Here is a 14,482-nt window from a genome sequence, read left to right on the forward strand (position 1 = left end):
CGACACAATTGTTTATTCGCTATCAACACATGCGAATGGACGTGCGGATCACCCGCACGCGAGGTACGGTGCTCGTATTTCACACCCGAAATACCCACCGTTTTTTCAACAATCAATCGCTTCTCTAATACATTCGGGTCTTGCTTGCGCGTATAGCTGGCATGAGCAGCAAGGTAATCCAAAGCCTGACTCACGGCCTCCTGATGCGCATCATCAACAACGCTACGCACCCTCGAATCAGCACTCATACCCCACAACAGCGAGACAGATTTCGGCGCACAAAAAGTCAGATCGAAACCCGGAACCCCCTTATCCCCAAGGACTCTCCCAAGCCCTATCCCGCTTGGAGCAACCGAGTTATTAAACCAATCCTCAACCAATTTCCCGGAAACAATCGCACCGTTATCCACACCTAAAAACGCCGACAACTCACCCACATTATCGCCCCGAAGCCACACCGACCCAGGCTGCTTCCCATCCTCGGAATAATAAGAATCCGCCCCCCGACTCTTATCAACCGTGGATTGATAATAGGCCACGGAATGCACCCCCATCTTCGCGATAGTCAGCACACCCGCCACCTCCTCTACAACCGCCTAACCACCTGCAGCACTTCTAGTGCAAGTGTACCATTGAGAGTAATCGTGAAGAAGAAAACTACTGCGATTAAAAGACTCTAAAGACAAAGCAGCTCAAAACATTAATCCCCGAACACACAATTAGGTTGCTTATGTTAGGAAATAACGGGAGAAAACTAAAACCCCAGGTCAGGCTGTAACTCCAAATATTGGAGTTACAGCCTGACCTGGGGTTTTATGATTTTGGGACCACGCTCGACAACCACTCCAAGAGAAGGACTCAGCCCGCCCTCCATTGGCGGAATTTAAGGCGAAGCCCCACGGTAGCTTAACCCTAACGAAGCGCAGCGTAGTTACTAAACAGGACCTCTTGTCGCTGCTTCTCACTCGTGAGTTTGCGAGGCGCTCCCATCGCTTTATCAACCTCACGGTCTAATGCGTCATGCGCTTTCACCAACTCAGGCGTCATCGCTAGCGGAGTGTAGTGATCAGCCAAAGAACGCTCCGGGTACAGTTCCCGGGCAGCTAAAACTTTCTTGCCCGCGTTGATAATCCGCTCCCTTGTTGCCTCATCCAAATCAGGCACGGGGAAAGTGTTCCACGTAAGTGTATTGGCAAAATTTAAGTCTGACTTCAAGCGACCACCTACGGTTCTTTGCCACGTGATGAACATAGAGGAAGAAATCAACGCAAACAACAGACCATCAGGGTCAATGGCTGTATAAACCTTATTTCCAGCAATAACTTCCGGTGGCAAATGGGCAGCGATGTAGTAGGGTCGGGTTTCCGACACAACACTGGGTATCCCCACATAGGGTTGATCAGGCTGCCTAATTTCTTGGAATAGATGTGGAGTTTTGGCTGATTCTTGGGTCGCTTTTTTCTTACTCTCGGCTCGCTTATCACGCACGGCTGCAACTCGTTGCCGCAATACCTCAGACCTAGCGATATCTTTAGGATCAAAGTTCTCCCCCGACAGCCATAAGCACCACCTGTCAAGCCCACGTACCAACTCTTTACCCATGCGGAAGGGGCGGAGATACTTTGCCGCAATCGGGTCGGAAGCAACTTCCTCAAAGTCTCTAACCTCAACAATCAAGTTGCCGCCATCAGTTGGCTGTGACCCGCGTGTAGCCGGTGGCATGAGTACCGATATTGGTTTCATCGATTTTTTAACCAATACCCACGCGCCGTCCACGAGATAAGCATTGATCCCATGGTCGAGCTTCTGCTCAACTGGCTCGCCCTTAACGTCCGGGTAGTCCCATAATCTTTGTTTCACGCCTCTATCACGAGTGAAACCAACAATGACACAGTGCACTGCCGCTTTCCCGGGCGCTTCAGAATCCCACGCAAACGTGCGATGAGCGAACTTGATCCTCCAATCCTCCCGCGACAGCGCTCCAAACAACGCTGGAACGGGTTGCCCCTGCGCAATCGAATTGGTCGTCACATAAGCGAACTCCCCTGGCCTATCTTTAAACAGACTCATCGCCTGCGCATGCCACCCGGTCACGTAATCAAGATAACCGTCATAGTCCTTACCCCACACCCGCTTCATATCGGCTGTTTGCTCGTTAGTCTTGGTGTACTGACCAATAAACGGCGGGTTACCAAACACATAAGTCATGCCCTTGGGTTTAGGGAGGGTCTGCGCCCAATCAATCGCGAGGGCGTTGTTATGGTGAATGTGCGCGGTGATAGTAATCGGTAGGCGCTCTGGTGGCCTACCAACAGCGTTCGCTAGTTCCTTATTGGCCTGGTGATCAACTAAGAACATTGCTGTCTCCGCGATTTTCGCGGGCCACCAGTTAATCTCAATCCCGTGGAACTGGCCAATAGATAGCTTCTGCTCCCACGAGATATCTAACGCCATGCCGGTCTCTCCCCGACGCTGGCGGATAGCAACAATAATATCCGTCTCTATCTTCCGCAGCTCGCGGTAGGCCACAATAAGGAAGTTTCCGGCACCACACGCTGGGTCGCAAAAAACCATATCAGCAAGCGAATCCCTAAATTCCTCCAACTTGCGAACAGGTGTAGCAGGGCTTGAAACCAGCTTATGTGCCGTTTCTCGTAGCTGATTAAGAAACAGCGGCTCAATCGTTTTGAGGATGTTCTTCTCACTCGTGTAGTGCTCTCCGTCTCCGCGTCGAGCTTGCTTCGATTTAACAAGCTGGAAAAGAGAACCGAAGGTGGCCACGCTAATCTTCGACCAGTCAAACGCACACGCTGCCAGCAACGCCTCACGCATAGACACATCGAAATACTCCAGCGCTAAAGGCTCTGTGAACAACGCTCCATTGACATACGGGAATTTAGCCAGCGTGCCAGGTAAGCGTCGCGAGCGCTTATCCTCTGGCGTATTCAAAACATCGAACAGCGCATTGAGCTGCACTCCCAAGTTCTCGGGTGTGGTCTCATTAGCAATAAAATCAGCAAATAGGTGACGAGGTTCCCACAGATCAGAATCATCACCAAACAATAGGAACAGCAACCGGGTGAGATAGACCGAAGTTTGTTGAACGCGCGCGTCCTCATCCTCGGGGTTCCTCGGGGCCTCCTCCCCCACGCCCTCATCAACATCATCGCCGTTCATGGCCTTAAACAAGTCCACCATCAACCTGGAAGCCTCAAGTGATGCTGATTCCTCACTGCGATACGCGGAGGTTTCATAATCAGCCAAGAACACCAGCTGATCGACATGCTCATCTAGTTCGTCCAAGGGGAATGTCTCATCCCACGATGATGTGTCTACCCGTCCAGTGTGGCTGAGCTTGCTCACTCGAATGGTCTCGAAGTCGCTGCACAGCACGTACTCGGGCATCTGGGAATTCGGAATGGTGCCACCAAGTAGATAATCAATGGCTTGGTCATACGCATCAGCTACGCCTTTACCTAATGATTTCGCTTCGCCGATGACTTTGCCGGGGATGAACATATCAATCTTTCCGGTTCGCCCGGTTGATGCGCGTTTGGCTGATCGCTGATAGATATAAAGCTCTTGCGCGTTGATCCCGAAGCAGGCAAGTAGTCCTGCCCAAAATTGTTGGTCATGGCTGGACTCGGTGGCTTGCCGGTTTTCGGTCTTCCACTCCTGAATTTTCTCCAGCCACCGCACTTTGAATTCGGTGAGGTTGTGACGAATAGTTGTGCGATCAAGCATGGGGGCGGTCATTTAGTATGTGTTCCTTTTACGCAGCAGCAAAATTTTTTTACCAGTTACATTACTCGCTTTCCGCTTCGGATAATGCTGCATACAGAGTTGATCTGGCGATACCGTAGGCGCGTGAAACAGCCGCTTTTGTTTCCCCTGCCGCTATTTTCCGTTTCGCTTCTTCAACTTGTTCAGCGCTCAGCGCTTTCTTACGTCCTTTATAAACCCCTCTCTTTTTCGCGAGGGCAATGCCTTCTGCTTGGCGCTCCCGGATGATCGCGCGTTCGAATTCCGCGAAGGCCCCAAGGATACTGAGCATGAGATCGGCTCTCGGGTCGGAACTGTCTGCTGAGAAGGTGAGGTTTTCGTGGAGGAAGCGCACTGCTGCTCCCTTGTCTACCACGTGGTCTACGATTTGTCGGAGATCCGCCATTGACCGGGCTAAGCGGTCAATGGACGAGACGATGAGAACATCCCCGTCCCGGATATAGGATAGGCACTCATTGAGAACGGGTCGGTTATTTTTTCCTTTTCCGCTGAGGTGTTCAATGAAGTTTTTTTCGGTGCCAGCGTTGTGGGTGAGTTCTTCGATTTGTCGCTGTGGATTCTGCTCGGCGGTAGAGACTCTGATGTATCCGATAAGCATTGTCACTCTCCGTGTGTAGTTCTATGTTTAGAGATAAGACTACATGTGTACGGAAAGTAATTTTAAGACTTGATACTACAGTTCATTTACGGCGCACTGGCCTGTAGGTTTGGAGTGTACTTAACAGTACGCTGTGCTGGAAAGTGCTCATTATTTGTTCGGAGGAGTGGACAGCTGGGTTGCAATGAAACACTCCAGAAAGAGTGGAATCTATCCTATCGCTCCTAGTGCAGCTATCATACGGAGCATGCACACAATGGATCTCTTAACCAACGAAAAAGGCAGTAATGCCTCTCTTATCTGGTTGATCGCTTCTATACGTGCAAAGTCGAAACTGTCACAGCCTGCGCGTGTCTCTCTGCTGCTTGAACAAGGGCTGGAGGTGCTGATTGAGGAACTCTTTGGGAATACAATAGTTCACCCTGAGAGAGATGCAGCCTTCACTCAAGCGGCCAATGACCTGCAGATCTGGCGGGCAAAAGGATACCAAGTGACCAGCATTCTGGATCCGGATTATCCTAGACAGCTCGCAGGTGTGCATGAGGCGCCAGCAGTGCTTTTTCGAGTAGGACAGACGATCCCCGACGAAAAAGGCGTGAGTGTTGTCGGGTCACGAAACGCTACTCCCGGTCAGTTGCAAGCAGCCACCGACATTGCTAGTGCCCTCGCTGAAGCTGGACTCACTGTTGTTTCTGGACTTGCTGTGGGTGTGGATACGGCCGCACATAAGGCAGCACTAGAAGCAGGTGGAAGAACTGTTGCAGTTATGGGAGTGGGTCTAGACCATACCTATCCTTCTACTAATCAGCTGCTGCGCAGGCGCATTGAAGTTACAGGGGAAGTCATTTCACAGTTCTTTCCCGACTCTAAAGGTTCGCGTGCTTCCTTCCCGATGCGCAATGCCGTTATGTCTGGGTACAGTCGAACCACGATAGTCGTGGGGGCGACTGAAAAATCCGGTACCCGACACCAGGCTAAAGCTGCAGTAGGACACTCCCGTGGACTTATTCTGACCCCTCAGGTGGCAACCCAAACAAGCTGGGGGCGTGAGTATGTTGATACTGGAAAGGCTCATGTTGCTTCCGGACCCGCGGATGCCGTCAAGATTGCAACGGAACTTATTGCCACTGCGGAAGCGGGCTCCAGGCTTTTCGCATGAATATCGATAAGCAATTTGATCAAGAGGTAGAAATCTACTTGTCTTCCCTTACCCATCTGCACAGTGTTAATTCGTTCATTCTTCCCGTCTGTCGAGTCTGCCATGGAGCTACAGCAATTAAAGGAAGCATAGAGGGTGAACACTGGCCTCTCTGTCCACAATGCTCCAGTCACCGTAAAACGGAGGGCATTGACCCGGAAGAGCTAGCGGACACCGTAGGCTTCATTATTTACGCCATGAAACTTGAAAATGGATCTGCTGATCAATCTCTGCGCGATATGTACCAATACAAAAAGAGGCTCCCCTGCAGTGATACTGGTCCAGCTCCGATATCAGAGGAGGGGCAGAGAATACGCACTCTTCTCTACACCTGCCTTAGGGATAACTTGCCCAGACTGGAAAAGGTAGCGAGCCCAGTCGGGGCTATTACCGTAGTTCCGTCCACCAGAACTGATCGAGAGCGCAATCCTAATGCTCTTGTCGATGCTCTTGAATCTGCCCTTGACAGGCTGGCCGACGCACCCCCATTGCAGAGACTGCTTGCTTCAGTAGAAAAGAACTCTGGGGCATCACGGAGACTAGATCCTAACCGGTTTAAGGTTCTTCAACCTTCTCTTGTCCGAGATCGGCACATCCTCCTTGTTGAAGATACGTGGGTTTCTGGAGCTAGTGCCCAGTCCGCGGCGGTAGCGCTGCATAGGGCGGGGGCGAGCCATGTCACCATACTATGCATAGCTCGCCTGCTGCAGCAATCATGGGCACCAGCGCGATACCTTACGTCTAAATACGATAAGCTTCCTCCCCCGTCACGTAAGTACCCGGTCTTTGGGGAGCAGGCATCGGGCCGGGCTTAACAAAAGTCGACATTCATAGATCTATGTGTCTATAGGAATGCAAATCTGAAGAGTGCAGACTGGTTCTAACGCAAGTATTTGATCCCCGATCCCTTCCTATGCAGGAGGTATTTTTCAAGTATAATCTCCTTGGGCTATTCCATTAAGGGGGAAACATATGGCTTTTCGGGGGAAGCATCGCAAAAGAGAAAAATACAGCGAAATGGGTCGAAGATTCCTGCTCCCAAGAGGAACAACAACGGATTCAGGGAGACAGGGAGCCCGTTCAATTCCTGAAGGAAAATAATTTCCAAGGGAAAGACTATGACGATTTCGAAATCGAGATCATGGACTACGGATTCGCTGTTCTTCGGAAGTGGATTCCAACAGGAAAGATTTATAGGCAAGCTGATCATCTGCACGCTGGACAGGACGAAGCATGGCTGCAGTTTTTCACAGAGGAAGAAATCGTAGAAGTAGCTCAAGACATCGTTGCTGATGCCATGGCCGCGTCTGATGGTTTATTGGGGTCTCCTGATCCAGGCGCTCCTATCACGTTTCCTTCTTTGTCGACCTCAGCACCTACTGAGGCCCATGTACCTGGCATGAATTGAGCATAACCGCGTGCCCCAGCGGGTGCGACTAAGCCGGACTGGAAGCCCGATTCGGCAAACATTTGCGCAGCCAATAGGCCAGACGCCACCACGCAATGCGGAGCGCGACTATCAAGGTGGGATAGCGGAAACCTATACTGTGGTAATCATTGAGATCGCCCAAGGACTAGGAAAAGTGGTTAAACACAATGGTAACTCTGCCCCCCGCCCGCGAACGGTTTCTTCAAAACGCCCGAGCCAACTGCGAAATGGACGGAGCGAAAATAAGTGACGAAGCGATGGAAAAGCTACGCGAAGTAATGGCAGGGCTTACCACTGAACGCGAATACTTCCAGTGGGCCATAGACCGGCACGGCGTGAAACCAACCAGCTAACAATGAGTAATCAACGAGAACGGTGGGACGCGCTAATCTACCCTGAAACTGGTGTTCTCCGTAACCTTCACAATCGTGGATCGACCTTTACACCAAGTACGCGCGACCCGCAGAATGGGAACCCCAACGTCGTGCCCTCGAAGAAGAAGGCTAATCTCACCCCTAAAGAATAACTACCCTCCTAGATTGCTAGATTGCTAGCTTGCTAGCTTGCTAGGTTGCTAGCTTGCTAGGTTGCTAGGTTGCTAGATTGCTAGCTTGCTAGCTTGCTAGCTTGCTAGGTTGCTAGGTTGCTAGATTGCTAGGTTGCTAGCTTGCTAGCTTGCTAGCTTGCTAGGTTGCTAGCTTGCTAGCTTGCTAGGTTGCTAGCTTGCTAGGTTGCTAGCTTGCTAGGTTGCTAGGTTGCTAGGTTGCTAGATTGCTAGCTTGCTAGGTTGCTAGGTTGCTAGATTGCTAGATTGCTAGATTGCTAGATTGCTAGATTGCTAGGTTGCTAGATTGCTAGCACCTAAGAAAGTTGAAGGGGAAAACACCTTTCCCCAGCGCAGCACGTGCAAGAGAAAATCCATCGGATGCGCGAAGCAGTATCCGATGGCCAACAAGGGGCGAAGCCCCGCGGTAGCAAAACCGCAAGGGGTGTGGGGCGCTCCGCGCGGAGGATAGGAGGGAAGGGACTTTCTTTAACCACTACCGGCTGCCACCGGGTGAACCGTATATTGCTTACGGCATTGCACCCCTATTCCACTGGGAGCAGGTCAGCTTTTTTTAAAGTGAGGTAGGTGTTAATCCTGAAGAGATTTTTAACCTAGAAAACTAACCACCCGGCTGCCGCCGGGTGAACCGTATATTGCTTATGGCGTGACCCCCCCCTACTCCGGTATTAGGCCACTAGCCCGTAACGCTCGCAGGTGTCGTTTCACAGTAGCTTCTGATAGCCCAGTTTCTGCCATAAGTTCTTTACGACTCGGGAGTTTTCCAGTTTCTACGAATGTCTGTCCGACAATGGCTTGCACTCTTGCTCTCGTGGTCTGCCCTTGCACAGCTCTGCGTTTGTTGGCTACTGCGAGTTTCTTTCTTAGGTCTTGGGCGTATTCGCTGTTGGGGTCTTCCCAGCGTTTGGCTGCGGTCTTTCCGCCCCTACGCCCCATAGTGGCTAAGGCTTTACGTTCACTGCTGCTCGCTTTCTCGGCTGCACCCTGCGACGTGTAGACGGGACTAGTGGACGTAGTGACGTATCCCCGCACGCGCCTAGCCATCGTAATTAGGTCGCGTTGCTTAGGTAGCTCATTTGGACGCATAGCGCCCCCTACCTCATGGGCTATCAAGTATGCCTGTGTATACGCATCAATAATCAGTGTGTCTTTTAGTCGCTTCCCGGCTTGGCGCAGCCGATGCCCAGTCTTAAGCGCATGCCTAAAAGCGGTTTCATCTCTGGCTGCGGTGCCAGGTACGTGCTCGCCGTTTGCGTTGGTAGTTGGTGGGACGATCCACAGAACGCGCACACCGTCTATCAACTCCGGATCGTAGCGGTCTAACGAGTCACCGAGTTCGCTTTCAACGTCTTGAGCCAAGGCCTTAAACGCTTCTGCCTGCTCCCTGCGGGCTTTTACTGCGTTGATAAGTTCGCGCCCGCTGCTGAACTGCTGGCGTGGGGTCTTCTCGTGCTGGGGTAGTCCTGCCATGTCGCGTACCTGCTTTATGAAGTCTCCTAGCCTGATTACTCGCTTATGCTGGCAATACCAACGATAAGCGGTAGGGGATTTTCCGGTGTAGAACGGATTTCGGCTAAAGCGGTGGGCAAAATGCGGATCATGATCAAGTAGCTCGCCTAGGGTTCGGCTGGCTGCTGCGAGTAAGTCCATGTGCCTAGACTTCCCGCCCTTATCCGCATATACGGGGTCTATGAGCCAAATAAGCTGGGCTTTTCCACTCTGTGGGTTAATTCCTACCCAGGCGGGTTCTATGCGGGCTTCGACAAGGGCGGCTAGTTTCTCTTTGACCGCTGGCGCGAGGTTGGACGGGTGCCCGCCCGGGGTGCCGGGCTGGTCTACGTCTATGACCATCACCGTTGCTTTTTGCCGAGTGGTCAATACGGCGTATTCACACTTGGCGAAGGCCGGGGAATCTACGCGGTAGTAGCGGGGCTTTTGGATAATCGCGCCGGTGGGGTCTGTGATGTGGTTATAGCTCTTTGCGAAGTCGCGGTTTACTGATCCGTGGAGGACGCTCGCGCCTATATGCGCTGCTAGCGCGTCCCTGTCCAGCGTGCTCGCTGGGGTATCAAACAGCCCTGCGCACTCGTCGCTGCTGACACACACACGTGTTAGTGTGCGGTATTGCGTTTCATTCGCTAGACTCATGTTCAAGCTTTCTTCCAGGTAGTGACTGGTTGATAAGCGAAGGTCATCAGGCGGTTACCTGGTGGCCTTCATTCATTTTTAAGGTGTTTTCATCTAAATGACATCGGTGTCATTTACTAGCTATGGTACGCGAATGAGACCTGTGCTGATGGAGGGCTTGCCATATATCACGCTTTTCTTAGGTGCACTAAAGATGTGTGCGCATATTTGCCACCCCACCCATTTTTTCTTCTGGAAGAAGATATGTCTGAAGCAATAACCAACGCACTATTTACAGCAATACAGGTATACAGATTTACAGCTTTATAGTTTCTGTAAAACTGTATTGCTGTAAACCCTTATTTATTATTGTGGACGTATTCTTCGAGGTAGTTGCTAACTATCTCACGGATGGTCACGCCTTTTTGGGCAGCAATAACTTTGAGATCCGCGTGGATTTCTCGGTCGATTTCGATGGTCATTTTTTTGACGTAGTCACGTCCTGTGGGTCGGTGGAATGCATCTCGCACCGTTTTCTTCTCAGATGCCGAGGCTGGTTTTGCGGCTTTCTTTGTAGAGGTTCGTGGGCCTTGCTGTGCGCGGGCACGTTCTTTGCTGGTACTCATTTCATCATCTCCATTAGTTCGTCTGCTACCTTCTCGTAGCCGTGTAGGTCTGGGCCTGGACAGTAGCCAAAAGCTAGGTGCATGTCTTCGCGCAGTGGAATCTCGGCTTCAAAGCGGGGCATGTGTTCTGCATCAAGTGCCTCTCGCGCGGCGTCTAGGGCACTGGTGCCTTTTCGGGCGAACGTCAGTAAGACTGCATGCGGAGTTCCGTTTACTGCGTCGCGCAGTTCCCACACCCGGGATAGGTCAGCAGCTGCAGAGCGGGTCGGAAGGATAATGAAGTCGCTAACTGCGATTGCTGCTTCAATAGCGTTCTCATCACCTGGAGGCACGTCGATGAACATAAACTCGTCGTCTCCAACGAGTGCTGCTTGCCGATCAACGCGCTTGGGGATGGAGAGTTCAACTTTGAAAGGAAGAGGGCTGCCTCCGTCTTCTGCGCGTTCGGACCATTCAAGTGCTGACCCTTGGCGATCTAAGTCAGTTACAGTTACGGTCTTTCCTCGGTTGGCGAAAACTGTGGCGAGGAACATTGTTGTGGTGGTCTTACCGACGCCACCTTTGACGTTAATGGCGGTAATAATCATGGCGTCTCCTTGGTGGATAAAGCATTGCGTTTACCTGTTTACAGCTTTAAGTAAATACTACTTTACAGTTTTACAGGCATACGGGTTTACAGTTTTCTGTAAAAATAAAAGTGCAGTTAGAGCTGTGTTTAGTATTCTTTATCGTCAGTCTCGGCAGAGAGTCCAGCGAGCATGATCCGGTAGAACTCGTTTTCAATGCTTTTGCCTTCGAAGTCTGCTGCGACTTGTTCCCAGTGGTATTTTTCCAGATGTGTCAGCATCGCGGTGACTGCCATCTTGAGGTAGAAACCACGGCTGCGACTGGTGCGCTCGGATAGAGCGTCTAGGCGTGTAATGATCTCTTCTGGCATCCGTACGGACACCACTCGTCCTGAAATGTGAGGGCGTTGAGCCATTATTAAAAGTCCTTTCGATCCGCGGTGTAAACAATGTTTACCATACATTCCGGAGGCGGTGGAGATTTTTCTCAGTGGCACTGCCTTATTAGTGCAAACCAATATTTACACTAGGTGTGGATCGAGAACTCTCGCACGCCCCTGTGTAAACATTGTTTGCACAGAATTCTCAGAATAACGGAAAAATTTTCTATTTGCACTGGTCTACCTATAGAAAACATTGTTTACATAGAGTTCTGGAGGAAAAGCGCACGCGTTTTTTTTACAGTTCCAGACCCTCGTCCTTAGAACTCATCGGGGCGTTATCAACCCAGCTATCCTGGCCATTATCAACGGCTACTTGCTGATGGATACGAGATGCTGTCGCGTCCTGTGCTGTCGCACCGATACCTAGTACGTTAAGGAAGTTTTGGGACTTTTTCAGGTTTTCAATAGCGCGTCGCTGGGATTGCAGTTCGGCAAGCTCGACTTCAACCTGGCGAATAGGATCGGTAAAACTGTCGTAGTAGACCACGGCCTGGTCATAATATATGGCCACCTTGTCGCGAAAATGTATAGCTTCGTCTAGAACAGCTTGATCATCTTTGCCGTGACGTAGTCTGCCGAAAAATCCTCTAGAGTTCTTTTCTTTTTTCAACTCCCGCACCATGCGCTCCTGCTGATCGCATTGCGTTCTAAGGCGTTCAACTTGCTGGTGCGCCCGGTCGCGCTCCTTGCGCAGCTCATCAAGTCGGTTGTGCACGCGGTCTATTTCGGCATCAATGCGTTTAAGGCGGTCGCTGGCTGGCTTGGCACCCTTTTTATTCGATGCACGCTCCTGCCGTGCCACCTCGTCTATATTGTCGGCCTGCGCGCGGGCGAAGAAGTCGATAAAGCGGGCTTCGCGCTTAGCAGCAAACGCACGCATATATTCACCCATCTCGGTGCCAACAAACGGATTATCACTATCTAGGACAGTCTGGCGATTGACTAGTTTGAATAGTTCCCAATCCTGCTTGGCTTGACCAAACAGTGCCTGAGGAGTCCTATCACCTTTTTCACGCATGCCTGCAGACACCAGTAGATCACGGGCGTACTCACTAGACTCACGGCGTGAAACTTGGTGTATTTCGCCGTGACCGGTCTCGGTGTCTCCTGGCTGGGTTTCGGAAATATAAAGGAAGTTACCTTCACGTCCTCGCGTCATCGGCACATAAACGCTGGCCTTATCTAGATTTCCCACGCCTGCCACAACGCGAGCAACATCAACGGTCACACCCTGGGAACTATGCCCAGTAGCGGCATAGCCTAGTTGGGTATGCTCAGCCAGATAACGGCTGTTTAACGTCACAGTGGCAAAATCATCGTCGCAGTCACACCGATGTGCCGTAATTGATCCATCTTTTTCAATGGAATCAACTATCCAGCGTTGGCCATTGCGGACAGTATGACCGTTGCTAGCCACTAGCTGCGCATCATTGCGACGGGTCAAAATCACATCACCAACACCTACGTTAAGCCCATCAGATAGGCGCAGCTGGTTCTCGAAGTTAATCTCCCCGCGCTCGAAGCGAACCCTCTGCGCCGCAGCATTTAACGCGGTGACCTGGTCACGAGTCGCAGCAACAAGCAAAGACTGTTTTCCAGCAGCAGTATCCTCGCACCAGCCAGCGAGAGCATCGTCCATCATGGCAGTAACCGATCCGGCGTGTAGACGCCCATGCTGCCTATACCACTCGGCAGCATAAATAACGTCAGCTTCCTCGCCACCCCGCAATCTCTTCGAGGCTTCCCGCTCCCCACTATCACGCTGGCGGAAAACCTCACTCAGCTCAACCGCGTCAGGTAACTCATAAGACAAGGTAGCCAGTAGACCAGAACGAGCTTTCACGGCTGAATACTGCTCTGGATCTCCTATAAAAACCACACGCGCCCCAGCTGCAGTCACAGTCTCCAGCACGCGAATCATATCCAGGTTAGACACCATTCCAGCTTCATCTACCACCAAAACGGTGTCACGGCTCCAACCATGTCTGTCGGCTATCTGCGCAGGTGTTAGATCATCTGTATCAACAAAAGCGCGGGCAATCGTCATGGATTCATCGGCCACATTCTCACCGACCATCACATCGGCAGCTTTACCTGTCGGCGCGAGCCCCACGACGTGTTTACCAGCCATATTCCATGCCTTATGCGCAGCCTTCAGCGAAGACGTCTTCCCCGCACCTGCAGGTGCGACCACCACGGAAGCCAGATAGTCAGAAGCCACCACCGCGCGCATAGCGTCAGCCTGGGCAGGCGATAATTCGCCCTCGACCGGGTGGATCATCCCAGCATGAACACCACGCTCAACAAGAGCGGTCGCCATATCAACAGCGCGCTCTACCTCATCGACCACCTCAATAGTGGTGTACTTCTGAGAGCCTTCGCGCTGCGTGTTATCCAGCTCGCGGGACTTTTCCGGAGTCACCGACCATATATCGCGCTCGTCTAAAGCAGCATCAACAAGACGCTCAATAGTCGCTGTCATATCACCTGGGGTAACAACGCCAGGGCGGATCAACTCAGCAGCTTTTTCCGCCACATCAGCACGAGTAAACGTAGAACGCTCCGCGACAACCATACTCAGAATCTGAGATGGCTGCGGAAGACAATCCTCGATGACTCCATCAACAGCAGACCTACGATTCGGCTCAAGGCCAGCTAAGAACTCACGCACCCTCGCACCGTATTCAGTGCTAGTCCACTCGGTTTCCAACTCGTATAACGAGATGTCAGTGTTCTTGCTACGGCGAGTGATCTTCTGCGCAACGCGCTCATAAGCCGCACGTGTGTCTAGCCCATTATCAGCCTGCCACTGATCAATCTCGCGTGCCCTCGTCGAATATGCCGCAATCAACTCCGGATCATCAAGCCCAACAATCTCTGCACACCCATTGACCACTTCACCGAACTCCACACCAAGTTTACGGCTCAAAATCTCGCGCACCGTGGCCTGATACACCATGCCAGCTGCACGCGCCTCATGATACAAACTCACCCCATCCAGCGTGCGAACCCTACCATCACGACACAATTGTTTATTCGCTATCAACACATGCGAATGGACGTGCGGATCACCCGCACGCGAGGTACGGTGCTCGTATTTCACACCCGAAATACCCACCGTTTTTTCAACAATCAATCGCTTCTCTA

At 51.6% G+C, this 14,482-nt stretch carries 12 protein-coding genes; 4 read left to right on the forward strand and 8 right to left on the reverse strand.

What is annotated here, in order from left to right:
- From mobF (NXT00_RS09330) to NXT00_RS09340, 3 genes are all read right to left on the reverse strand, one after another.
- Positions 1–572: MobF family relaxase (gene mobF, locus NXT00_RS09330; protein WP_259158800.1), on the reverse strand; the 572-nt coding region annotated here is incomplete at its 3' end.
- Between the two features lie 340 nt (positions 573–912).
- Entirely contained in the window at positions 913–3,756 is a 2,844-nt protein-coding gene (locus NXT00_RS09335) for a DNA methyltransferase (RefSeq protein ID WP_259158801.1), read from the reverse strand.
- 49 nt (positions 3,757–3,805) lie between these two features.
- Positions 3,806–4,381 (reverse strand): recombinase family protein, encoded by a 576-nt coding sequence (locus NXT00_RS09340; RefSeq protein ID WP_259158813.1) that lies wholly within the window; start codon positions 4,379–4,381, stop codon positions 3,806–3,808.
- A gap of 247 nt (positions 4,382–4,628) precedes the next feature.
- Here NXT00_RS09340 and NXT00_RS09345 point away from each other — a divergent pair, with 247 nt between their 5' ends.
- From NXT00_RS09345 to NXT00_RS09360, 4 genes are all read left to right on the forward strand, one after another.
- Positions 4,629–5,540 carry a DNA-protecting protein DprA gene (locus NXT00_RS09345; RefSeq protein WP_259158802.1) on the forward strand — a complete coding sequence of 304 codons (912 nt, stop codon included), beginning with the start codon at positions 4,629–4,631 and terminating at the stop codon, positions 5,538–5,540.
- Positions 5,537–6,394: a ComF family protein gene (locus NXT00_RS09350; protein ID WP_259158803.1), complete on the forward strand. Its 858-nt coding sequence runs from the start codon at positions 5,537–5,539 to the stop codon at positions 6,392–6,394. Before NXT00_RS09345 ends, NXT00_RS09350 begins: the two co-directional genes overlap by 4 nt.
- A 326-nt stretch (positions 6,395–6,720) precedes the next feature.
- Positions 6,721–6,987 carry a hypothetical protein gene (locus NXT00_RS09355; RefSeq protein WP_259158805.1) on the forward strand — a complete coding sequence of 89 codons (267 nt, stop codon included), beginning with the start codon at positions 6,721–6,723 and terminating at the stop codon, positions 6,985–6,987.
- A 376-nt stretch (positions 6,988–7,363) separates the two neighbouring features.
- Positions 7,364–7,534: a hypothetical protein gene (locus NXT00_RS09360; protein ID WP_259158807.1), complete on the forward strand. Its 171-nt coding sequence runs from the start codon at positions 7,364–7,366 to the stop codon at positions 7,532–7,534.
- Between the two features lie 696 nt (positions 7,535–8,230).
- Here NXT00_RS09360 and NXT00_RS09365 read toward each other — a convergent pair.
- From NXT00_RS09365 to mobF (NXT00_RS09385), 5 genes are all read right to left on the reverse strand, one after another.
- Positions 8,231–9,721, reverse strand: a complete 1,491-nt coding sequence (locus NXT00_RS09365; protein ID WP_259158808.1) for a replication initiation protein — start codon at positions 9,719–9,721, stop codon at positions 8,231–8,233.
- A 338-nt stretch (positions 9,722–10,059) separates the two neighbouring features.
- Positions 10,060–10,326: a hypothetical protein gene (locus tag NXT00_RS09370; protein WP_259158809.1), complete on the reverse strand. Its 267-nt coding sequence runs from the start codon at positions 10,324–10,326 to the stop codon at positions 10,060–10,062.
- Positions 10,323–10,913 carry a ParA family protein gene (locus tag NXT00_RS09375; RefSeq protein ID WP_259158810.1) on the reverse strand — a complete coding sequence of 197 codons (591 nt, stop codon included), beginning with the start codon at positions 10,911–10,913 and terminating at the stop codon, positions 10,323–10,325. The genes NXT00_RS09370 and NXT00_RS09375 overlap by 4 nt, the downstream gene beginning before the upstream one ends.
- Positions 10,914–11,041: 128 nt before the next feature.
- Positions 11,042–11,308: a ribbon-helix-helix domain-containing protein gene (locus NXT00_RS09380; protein ID WP_259158811.1), complete on the reverse strand. Its 267-nt coding sequence runs from the start codon at positions 11,306–11,308 to the stop codon at positions 11,042–11,044.
- A gap of 262 nt (positions 11,309–11,570) precedes the next feature.
- Positions 11,571–14,482 (reverse strand): MobF family relaxase (gene mobF, locus NXT00_RS09385; RefSeq protein WP_259158812.1); only part of this gene is annotated, 2,912 nt, incomplete at its 5' end.

This window comes from Corynebacterium sp. ES2715-CONJ3 (assembly GCF_024814365.1).
Taxonomy (GTDB): Bacteria; Actinomycetota; Actinomycetes; order Mycobacteriales; family Mycobacteriaceae; genus Corynebacterium.

What these genes read in the sequence shown, in the direction of transcription:
- NXT00_RS09335 (WP_259158801.1), bottom strand. Translation starts at nt 3,756, where the DNA reads ATGACCGCCCCCATGCTTGATCGCACAACTATTCGTCACAACCTCACC.
- NXT00_RS09340 (WP_259158813.1), bottom strand. Translation starts at nt 4,381, where the DNA reads ATGCTTATCGGATACATCAGAGTCTCTACCGCCGAGCAGAATCCACAG.
- NXT00_RS09345 (WP_259158802.1), top strand. Translation starts at nt 4,629, where the DNA reads ATGCACACAATGGATCTCTTAACCAACGAAAAAGGCAGTAATGCCTCT.
- NXT00_RS09350 (WP_259158803.1), top strand. Translation starts at nt 5,537, where the DNA reads ATGAATATCGATAAGCAATTTGATCAAGAGGTAGAAATCTACTTGTCT.
- NXT00_RS09355 (WP_259158805.1), top strand. Translation starts at nt 6,721, where the DNA reads ATGGACTACGGATTCGCTGTTCTTCGGAAGTGGATTCCAACAGGAAAG.
- NXT00_RS09360 (WP_259158807.1), top strand. Translation starts at nt 7,364, where the DNA reads ATGAGTAATCAACGAGAACGGTGGGACGCGCTAATCTACCCTGAAACT.
- NXT00_RS09365 (WP_259158808.1), bottom strand. Translation starts at nt 9,721, where the DNA reads ATGAGTCTAGCGAATGAAACGCAATACCGCACACTAACACGTGTGTGT.
- NXT00_RS09370 (WP_259158809.1), bottom strand. Translation starts at nt 10,326, where the DNA reads ATGAGTACCAGCAAAGAACGTGCCCGCGCACAGCAAGGCCCACGAACC.
- NXT00_RS09375 (WP_259158810.1), bottom strand. Translation starts at nt 10,913, where the DNA reads ATGATTATTACCGCCATTAACGTCAAAGGTGGCGTCGGTAAGACCACC.
- NXT00_RS09380 (WP_259158811.1), bottom strand. Translation starts at nt 11,308, where the DNA reads ATGGCTCAACGCCCTCACATTTCAGGACGAGTGGTGTCCGTACGGATG.